The organism is Sphingomonas panaciterrae (genome assembly GCF_036890205.1).
Classification (GTDB): domain Bacteria; phylum Pseudomonadota; class Alphaproteobacteria; order Sphingomonadales; family Sphingomonadaceae; genus Sphingomonas; species Sphingomonas panaciterrae.
Window position 1 is genome coordinate 1 of record NZ_JAKNQR010000024.1, and the last position, 7908, is coordinate 7908.

Annotated in this window: 7 protein-coding genes and 1 other annotated feature; of the genes, 2 read left to right on the forward strand and 5 right to left on the reverse strand. The window is 58.9% G+C overall.

Annotated elements, in window-relative coordinates:
• Nucleotides 1–152 precede the first annotated feature (152 nt).
• Nucleotides 153–207, reverse strand: a sequence feature (sul1 is cis-regulatory element that is thought to sense ions involved in sulfur or methionine metabolism; They are found in Alphaproteobacteria).
• Between the two features lie 1029 nt (nucleotides 208–1236).
• Nucleotides 1237–1908, reverse strand: a complete 672-nt coding sequence (locus L8F96_RS18305; RefSeq protein WP_334656991.1) for a sugar transferase — start codon at nucleotides 1906–1908, stop codon at nucleotides 1237–1239.
• Nucleotides 1909–2817: 909 nt separating this feature from the next.
• On the opposite strand from L8F96_RS18305, the gene L8F96_RS18310 reads away from it, so the two are divergent.
• Nucleotides 2818–4119 carry a UDP-glucose dehydrogenase family protein gene (locus L8F96_RS18310; protein ID WP_334656992.1) on the forward strand — a complete coding sequence of 434 codons (1302 nt, stop codon included), beginning with the start codon at nucleotides 2818–2820 and terminating at the stop codon, nucleotides 4117–4119.
• Between the two features lie 305 nt (nucleotides 4120–4424).
• Here L8F96_RS18310 and L8F96_RS18315 read toward each other — a convergent pair whose 3' ends face one another.
• Together L8F96_RS18315 and L8F96_RS18320 are read right to left on the reverse strand one after the other, a co-directional pair.
• Nucleotides 4425–4814 carry a type II toxin-antitoxin system VapC family toxin gene (locus tag L8F96_RS18315; RefSeq protein WP_334656993.1) on the reverse strand — a complete coding sequence of 130 codons (390 nt, stop codon included), beginning with the start codon at nucleotides 4812–4814 and terminating at the stop codon, nucleotides 4425–4427.
• Nucleotides 4811–5056, reverse strand: a complete 246-nt coding sequence (locus L8F96_RS18320) for an AbrB/MazE/SpoVT family DNA-binding domain-containing protein (RefSeq protein ID WP_334656994.1) — start codon at nucleotides 5054–5056, stop codon at nucleotides 4811–4813. The genes L8F96_RS18315 and L8F96_RS18320 overlap by 4 nt, the downstream gene beginning before the upstream one ends.
• 363 nt (nucleotides 5057–5419) lie before the next feature.
• Here L8F96_RS18320 and L8F96_RS18325 point away from each other — a divergent pair, with 363 nt between their 5' ends.
• Nucleotides 5420–6598 carry a tyrosine-type recombinase/integrase gene (locus L8F96_RS18325; protein WP_334656997.1) on the forward strand — a complete coding sequence of 393 codons (1179 nt, stop codon included), beginning with the start codon at nucleotides 5420–5422 and terminating at the stop codon, nucleotides 6596–6598.
• Between the two features lie 94 nt (nucleotides 6599–6692).
• On the opposite strand, the gene L8F96_RS18330 is transcribed toward L8F96_RS18325, so the two are convergent.
• Both L8F96_RS18330 and L8F96_RS18335 read right to left on the reverse strand, forming a co-directional pair.
• Nucleotides 6693–7112 carry a hypothetical protein gene (locus L8F96_RS18330; RefSeq protein WP_334656995.1) on the reverse strand — a complete coding sequence of 140 codons (420 nt, stop codon included), beginning with the start codon at nucleotides 7110–7112 and terminating at the stop codon, nucleotides 6693–6695.
• A gap of 267 nt (nucleotides 7113–7379) precedes the next feature.
• Nucleotides 7380–7908 (reverse strand): SGNH hydrolase domain-containing protein (locus tag L8F96_RS18335; RefSeq protein WP_334656996.1); only part of this gene is annotated, 529 nt, incomplete at its 5' end.

The following is a 7908-nucleotide window of genomic DNA, read 5'->3' on the forward strand; positions in this document are numbered from 1 at the left end:
GAAGCTAACTTATCAGCGGCCTGAAAACGGGGAGCAGGTCACCATTCGCATCGGAGCGAAGCAGCAATGTCATAAAATAACCTGATCGCGATAGCGATGGCGACCGGCCTGACTGTACTCGGCCGTCCTCGGAAGCGAGGCCCACTCGCTATGGTTGTCCCGGGGATAGGCGCCGGGCCGAGCCACCCGGCTAAAGTCGGGTCCGTCGAAGACCCAAGTTAACCACGACTGCCATCATGTTGCAATCACGCACGTACGGATCAACTCCCCGTTCTATCGTCTAAAACTGGCAGCCGGTCGCTGGAGAATGGTTATGTCGATTTCATCCCAAACCCGAATGTAAGCTATCCCACCTGGATTCGTTTGGATGGCGGAGCCCCCGCTTTTACGCTTTGCTGCGCCAGCATAGCTGTTAAACCGGTCGGAGGCACAGGAGCGGTCGCTACCGGCGGAAATCGGATGGTTGGCGCGGGGGTGGGAGGAAGATGGCGCAGTTCAGATGACGCCAGAGCTAACGCATCGTGGTCCGAGGACAAGCAGGAGGTAGGATGCTCATCCGCTGACAGTTGGCGACAGAAAGCTCGCTTTTGTTATCAACACGGCTCGACGGCCCACTTGATCGCGCTTAGCCTTGGCCGATGATCCTGCTTTCACTCGCAGCGTCGATCCTTGCGTCTAGCGCTCCGCCTGCGAAAACGGCATGGCTGGAGTGCATGCTCTCCTATGCGCAGGTAGAAGCGTTTGGCGCGAGAACAGCAGCGGAAATAGCACTTAGCGCGCAAACAGCATGCAAGTTCGAACGCACCCGGTACCAACAGGCTCGGTCAAAATCGGATGCCCCCAATGCGCACTTGAGAACCGAAGAGCAGGACTTGGCAAAGCGCGTCATCGCCTTTGTGCGCTCCATCCGGACGCGCTAGCTAATTCGTCCGATTGGTGTCAGATCTTGCTCTTCATGGCACGTGGACATCGCCATTAGTGGCTAGTGTTGGAAACAGGCGTGCTTCAAATGTTCCTCGCGTGACAAATCGGCACGCACAACGCGCGCGATCGTAGCGTGGTGATCCGCAAATGAGGACAGAGGCGGCGGAGCCAACAAGCTCAGCGCGCGCTCAAACAGATCAATTCGCGCTTGCAGCAGGGCGCCGGCATCAACCTCATCCATGTTCAGAAAGATTGTTTGAAGATGCCTGCACAAGCCATCCCCCATATGAGGCCCGGACGGAGCCTTACCGGTCAGTAGCAGCCCGACGCACGAAGAACGGCTGGTACCGTCCTGGCAGCAATCTTGAGATCCAATCCTAGCGAGCGCGATCGTGCGTAGCAGGTATCCAATGCAACCCGCCGCCGGTAGCTGACATCGTTGCGGCCGCTTACCTGCCAGAGGCCAGTAATACCCGGTTTTACCGCGCAATAATCAGCAAAGTAGCGGCCGTATCGCACGATCTCGCCTGTCACGATGGGACGCGGTCCGACCAGGGCCATATCGCCACGCAACACGTTGAACAGCTGCGGCAACTCGTCGAGGCTGCTTTTGCGAAGAAAGAGCCCAAGCTTGGTAATCCGTGGATCGTTCCTGAGCTTGTGGTCTCTATCCCATTCCGCCTGCGCTTCGGGGGATTCGGCGAGATATTCCGCCAGTCGCAGATCAGCATCCACAACCATACTGCGGAATTTGAAGCACGCGAACATCCGCCCGTTGCGGCCGACACGCGGCTGCGCAAAAACAATGGGTCCTCGATCAAACAGCGCGATCGCAGCAGCGATCAGCACCAAGAGCGGCGCAATCAGGACGATGGCGCACAGGCTCACGGCAATATCGAGCAGGCGGGTTACGCCGAGATCAAGCGCATTGCTCCGCGTACCGGGCCAGGCGTATTCGAGTACTTCCGTCGCTTCGCTAGCCATCTGATCCCCTCATTGTGTCATTAATGACAAGAAGGATACTGCGCTCCGCTTACCCCCTTCGCTTCGCGCTTACTGCACTTCACCACCCGCGACCCCACAGCCAAGCGTTTCCACTAGCCGCATCGAAATGCCCTAACTGTTTTGCAGCGCAAAGTCAGCCTTTGATTCAGCGCCAAAAAGTAACGGACTGTCCCATAATCGACGTTACTTTGATTGTGACATTTTGTGTCTGCGTTTTGCTCCCCTGATTTTGGTTAGTAGCTATGTAGCCTGGCCATTCATCTTACTGTAATTTCTACGATTCTTTATTTACATCGATGTCGATAACGAGCTTATGCGATTTGTTCCCTGAATTTTTGCCTCTGGCAGATCAATCATGTCGTTGGATGAGCCGTGAGGATTGTCGGCTAAACCGAAGCGGGGTTGGCCAACCGCGGGCAGATCAGCCCTCGATTTTCCGAAATTCGGAAAAGAGCGCAAGCGCAGCAAATTTGTAAGGCCCCATTAAGCTTTGCCGGATACGCGGTGGGCGAAAGGATCTCCCTTGTCCCTGCTAAAGCGCCGCCTTGCTTCGGTTCCCACCCTCTCACACCGGCCGATAAAGGTCGCTCCTCAGTCGACGGTGGGTCGTATGCACGCCCGCATAGGGAGCGCCTTTGCCGAACCAGTCGTGCGTCGCTGGCCGGGTGCAGTTCGCCTCGGCGTGCTGATCGCGGGGGTCGCATTTAGCTGGGGAATAATAGTGGGCGCTGCTGCACTCTTGTTCTGACGGCGAGACGACGCGCGAGCTGCTGTCGGGTCGTCGACCCGGTCCATCCCGTTATGGTGCAGCGCGGCACGTTTCGGGCTTTTTGTGCGAGCGCTTTCCGCCTACCACGCTGCCGTTCTCGCCTAGGGGGAGTTGCGGCCGTGAAGATCACAATGATTGGTTCTGGCTATGTTGGCTTGGTTTCCGGAGCATGCTTCGCAGATTTCGGCCATACGGTGGTCTGCGTTGACAAGGACCAGAGCAAGATTGACCTTCTCCTGCAGGGCAGGATGCCGATCTACGAGCCGGGCCTGGACGATCTGGTCGCCCGCAATGTCGCCGCGGATCGGCTGAGCTTCACCACCGACCTTACCGAAGGCGTCAGAGACGCCGATGCGGTTTTCATCGCCGTGGGCACACCATCACGCCGTGGCGATGGTCATGCCGATCTGTCTTACGTCTATGCAGCAGCGGAGGAAGTTGCGCGCGCTGTGACCGGGTTCACCGTGGTGGTCAACAAGTCCACGGTCCCCGTCGGCACCGGTGATGAAGTCGAACGGATCATTCGGCAAACCAATCCCAGCGCCGACGTCGCGGTTGCTTCCAATCCCGAGTTCCTCCGGGAAGGCGCGGCCATCACTGACTTCAAGCGCCCCGACCGAATTGTCATCGGGTCTGACAACCCCCGGGCACTGGAGGTGATGAAGCAGGTTTATCGCCCGCTGTACCTCAACAAATCGCCCATTGTGGAGATGAGCCGCCGATCAGCCGAGCTCACCAAATATGCCGGAAACGCGTTTCTCGCCACCAAGATCACCTTTATCAATGAGATCGCCAACCTGTGCGAGAAGGTAGGCGCCGACGTTCGCGACGTCGCGCGGGGCATTGGTCTCGATAATCGTATCGGATCCAAGTTCCTGCATGCAGGACCTGGTTATGGCGGCTCGTGCTTTCCCAAGGATACGCTCGCGCTACTCAAAACATCGCAGGATTATGAGGCGCCGCAGCGGATCGTCGAGACGGTGGTTGCAGTCAACGACAATCGCAAGCGTGCCATGGGTCGCAAGGTCATCCAGGCGATGGGCGGGGAAGTGCGAGGCAAAACAATTGCCTTGCTCGGCCTCACGTTCAAGCCGAACACCGATGACATGCGGGATAGTCCCGCCATCGCCATCATACAAACACTCCAGGACGCCGGCGCCGATATCCGGGCCTATGATCCTGAAGGAATGGAGCAGGCGCGCAAAGTTCTGAACAACATTGCTTATTGTGACGGCGCGTACCAGACCATGGATGGCGCCGATGCACTGGTAATTGTCACTGAGTGGGAAGCGTTTCGTGCGCTCGATCTGAAGCGCGTGAAGTCGCTGCTCAGCGATCCGGTCCTGGTTGATCTTCGTAATATTTACCCACGCGACATGGTCGAGAATGAAGGCTTGCGCTATTGCGGCATCGGTCATTGAGCATGATCAAAGGTTCATAGTTCACCGGCGAGCCTATCCCATATGGGACAGGCTCGCTGGCTCGACGATTGCTGCACGCTGCATGGAGATAGATGGGCTAAACGGGCTCGGCCTGTAGCACTTACAGCAGAGGTGGCCCGCTTCGATAATGCTGCCCTAACCAGTGCAACAGGCCGGTGACTTCCTCATTTGCCGGATCGCGCCGACATGGTCGAGCGCCTTCCGTTTCCGACCGCCAGCCCGATCCTTCCGCATCTGCGAAGGGAGCTTCGACCAACCGACGTCCCCGTGGCATGCCGCTTCGCTTAGCGAACAGTAACGACCTTGACCTGGGCCGCGTCTGCGACCCTTTTCCATTCAAGATCACTCGTCCACGCAGGCAGGCCATCGCGCCGGGCTAAGGCAAGACAGATGCGATCACCAAGACTGAGCCCTGCTGCAGCAGTGACCGCGCGCAAACGCCCGGCAAGCTGAGCAAGCGCTTTATCGACCGGCACGATCGTCATTGGCAACGGATCTAGCATGGCATCGACGTCGCGCTCCGGCATGCCGACGTGGATGAAGTGGCTAACCACCTCGGCGTAGTTGACGCTGCTGATCCGCGCTCCGGCGATCGCACCTGCGACCTTGGTAGCGCCGCGTTCCCCCTTGAGCATCGCGATGAGCGCGGACGCGTCGAGCACGACGTCGCTCATTCGCCGCTCTCCTCGCGACGTCGGGCCAGAAACGCATCCAACGAGGCATCGGGATTGCCATCGGTGAACTGCTTGGCAAGCGCCTGCGCACGCGCCACCGATTGTGCCGCGGTGCGCAGCACGACGCCGTCTTCCGTTTCATCAAGGTAGACCGCGCCGCCCGTGGTGAGTCCCAGGCGTTTGCGGATGTCCGCTGGAAGGCTCATGCGCCCATTCGACGTGATATTGACTTGAACGGTCATGCTGACAACCTGTCGATGTATCTGCTTCAGAATGCCATTCTAGGCGTACCGTAGCCTACGCTCAACACGGTCGCTTTAGTGCCAGCCAGAGCACGCAATGACATGCCCCCTCCCCTTATATCATTCGCTGTTGAGGAACTTTCCATAATCGCGCATTATGGTAGCAACAGAATGGTTATTGCGCAGAACAGAGCGGGAGGGCAGGGCGTGTGGCACGAGCATGACGACGAGGCTGAAAGCTGCGTAGCTGCCACGTCAGCGAGGGTGGAGCATGATGCACCCTATGTTTACAACGAAGCATCGCCAGCTCCACAGACCCCGCCGGGTGTCAGCACGGCTTCACGTGACCACCCGACCACGATCATGGTTCGCGGAAGCGGTCCGCTACCCCGTCGCCAGGGGCGCCGCGTCCATGCGCTCACGCCCGACGAACGTCTTATCGAAGCGCTCGGACGAGCTGCGCCCGACGATATGGCGCCGGTCAGCGTAATCGGCCTCGAAACCGCGCTCGAGGCAATGGCGCCGGCATCCAAGCTGGCTCTTGCTGCCGATCTCGACTGCTGGCTCGACTGGTGCTCCCACGAGCAGCGCCGTCCGCTTCCCGCCGAACCGGAGGACCTCGTGCGCTACCTGCGCGCGCTCGAAGCAGACAGCAAAAGGCCGGCGACGCTCGCCCGCCGGATTGCCAGCCTCGCAACCGCGCACCGGATGCTTGACCTGAGTGGTGAGATGCCGCCCACGTCAGCGCCGATGGTGCGCAACGCACTACGCGCCCACCGCCGTCGCAAAGGCGCCGGGCAGCGCCAAGCCGCTCCCTTACGCTTTGGCGGCAATCTTGGTGGCGCCAGCGGGTTCACCATCGCGACTATGTTAGAAGCGTGCAACGGCGACCTACAAGGAATTCGCGATGCCGCCCTTCTCTCGCTCGGGTACGATGCTGGATTGCGGGTAAGTGAGCTCACCGCCATCGAGATCAAGGACCTGCGCCCGCAAAGCGATGGAACTGGGCTGCTCCACCTGCCCCGCTCGAAAACCGATCAGGAAGGAATCGGCGCCTGGGCCTGGTTGTCGGCCGATACCATGCGCCGCATCGCCGTCTGGCGCGCAGAAAGTGGGATCAGCGAAGGTATCCTGTTCCGGCGGGTCGGGATTGATCGTCGCCGGCAGCGCGCCAAGGAACTCGCCGACGCGCGCTGGGGGGAGGCATCGGACGACGCAAAGGTACTGGTCACATATACTGTGGGCGACCGCCCGCTCTCGCGACAGGGCGTTACGGCTATCTACAGACGGATTGCGCTCGCTGCCGCGGCGGCGGGGCTGGTCGACATTCCACCAGGAGAGCTCGGCGCCGCAGTCGCCGCCTTGTCCACTCACTCTTTGCGTGTCGGGCTCACCCAGGATCTGTTCGCCGCTGGAGAGGACGGCGCTGGTATAGCCCTCACCCTGCGCTGGTCCTCTCCATCAACCGCCCTGCGCTACGGGCGTCAGCTCCACGTACAAAGCGGCGTCGCCGCCCGGGTGCTGGCGCGCGTGCGCTCATGAACGCACAACGGACGCGACAGCATCTGCTAGACAGTCTTCCAATGTGGCGCCGCCGTCTGAAAACAGCTGGAATGCTGGATAGCTGCTGATCCACTTACAACCGGAGGAGCAACAGCAAGGCGGTTCCTACCAGCAGGATCAGCAAGCAGCGGAACCAAGGAACGGGCTCAGAAAGGCGCTCAACAACAGGATCACGCTCGTTCCGGATAGCTTCTGCGGCGGCCATCAGATCGGAAAGACCAGCAGTATCAGGAACCGGCCGTCCTTTCGCAGCTAAAGAACGCCTCAGCATAGCCATTAAGCCGTTTACGTCTGGCGGAGCATCCGACGCACTGATGATGACCGACCTTTGCGTGATAGAGATCAGAAATTGTTCACCCATCGGGCCGTACGCACGCGGGCACACAACGTCGAGACCGTCGTAAGCTTCTAAATAGCGCTGTGCTGCTTGCACGGATGGAAAAGCCAGAACGGTTTCGTCAACTTCGACAAACAAGGCCAGCATGACGCGCAACGTGTCAGCGGTTTCCAACGGCCGCAAGCAGCGACTGTATACCTGGTTGGTACTGGCTCCCACTCACTCACTACGCCCTTTGACGACCGACGTCATCGCAATTTTGCGGCTTGGTCTGACAGACACATGCTGCTCACTTCTCTTCTGCAATGCGACGTTGATAAACGGGCGAAAGTACCCCGCTAAGTAATCTGAACCTTCATTCGTCAAGTGATCATCATCCCTGAACAGCACCATTCTGTTTTCGATTGCATTACACTTACCAGTTTAACACAATCTGTTCCGTGGTAGTATCACTTCTACCTGTTCGCTTGCCAAATCGGAAAGAATATTATCAGCCGCGATCCCCCAGATGTCATTCCTCTGCTCGGTATTTTCACAAACCAACAACGATTGGTGAAGCTTGGCTGCACGCGCGACACACGTTGCCGGCCAGATGTCGTAATCGGGCAATGACCCGATCACTATGATCCGCACGTCCTCGCCAACGATGTTGTGGATGTCGCGGATGGTGAGCCTAGCGGCTTGCTGGAAGGCCTTCAACGCCACGGTTGTCGTAAGACCGTTATCCTGGGCGGTTTTCACGAAGTTGGAAAGCTTGTTGGTCCACCGCATTCCAAAGACAACGGCTCGGAGGTCGTGCTGCTTCGATGCTTCGATGAGACCGCTACGGAACGTCTTATAGCAAGCACTCGGCACGTTCGTCTGCCCGAGGTAGCGTCCTAGTGGATCGCAGCCCGACACACTCACCTGCCTGACCTGCTCCCCGTTTTCAGGCCGCTGATAAGTTAGCTTC

Excerpts from the sequence above, each read along its gene's own strand:
- L8F96_RS18305 (WP_334656991.1), bottom strand. The coding sequence starts at position 1,908 with ATGGCTAGCGAAGCGACGGAAGTACTCGAATACGCCTGGCCCGGTACG.
- L8F96_RS18315 (WP_334656993.1), bottom strand. The coding sequence starts at position 4,814 with ATGAGCGACGTCGTGCTCGACGCGTCCGCGCTCATCGCGATGCTCAAG.
- L8F96_RS18320 (WP_334656994.1), bottom strand. The coding sequence starts at position 5,056 with ATGACCGTTCAAGTCAATATCACGTCGAATGGGCGCATGAGCCTTCCA.
- L8F96_RS18325 (WP_334656997.1), top strand. The coding sequence starts at position 5,420 with ATGGTTCGCGGAAGCGGTCCGCTACCCCGTCGCCAGGGGCGCCGCGTC.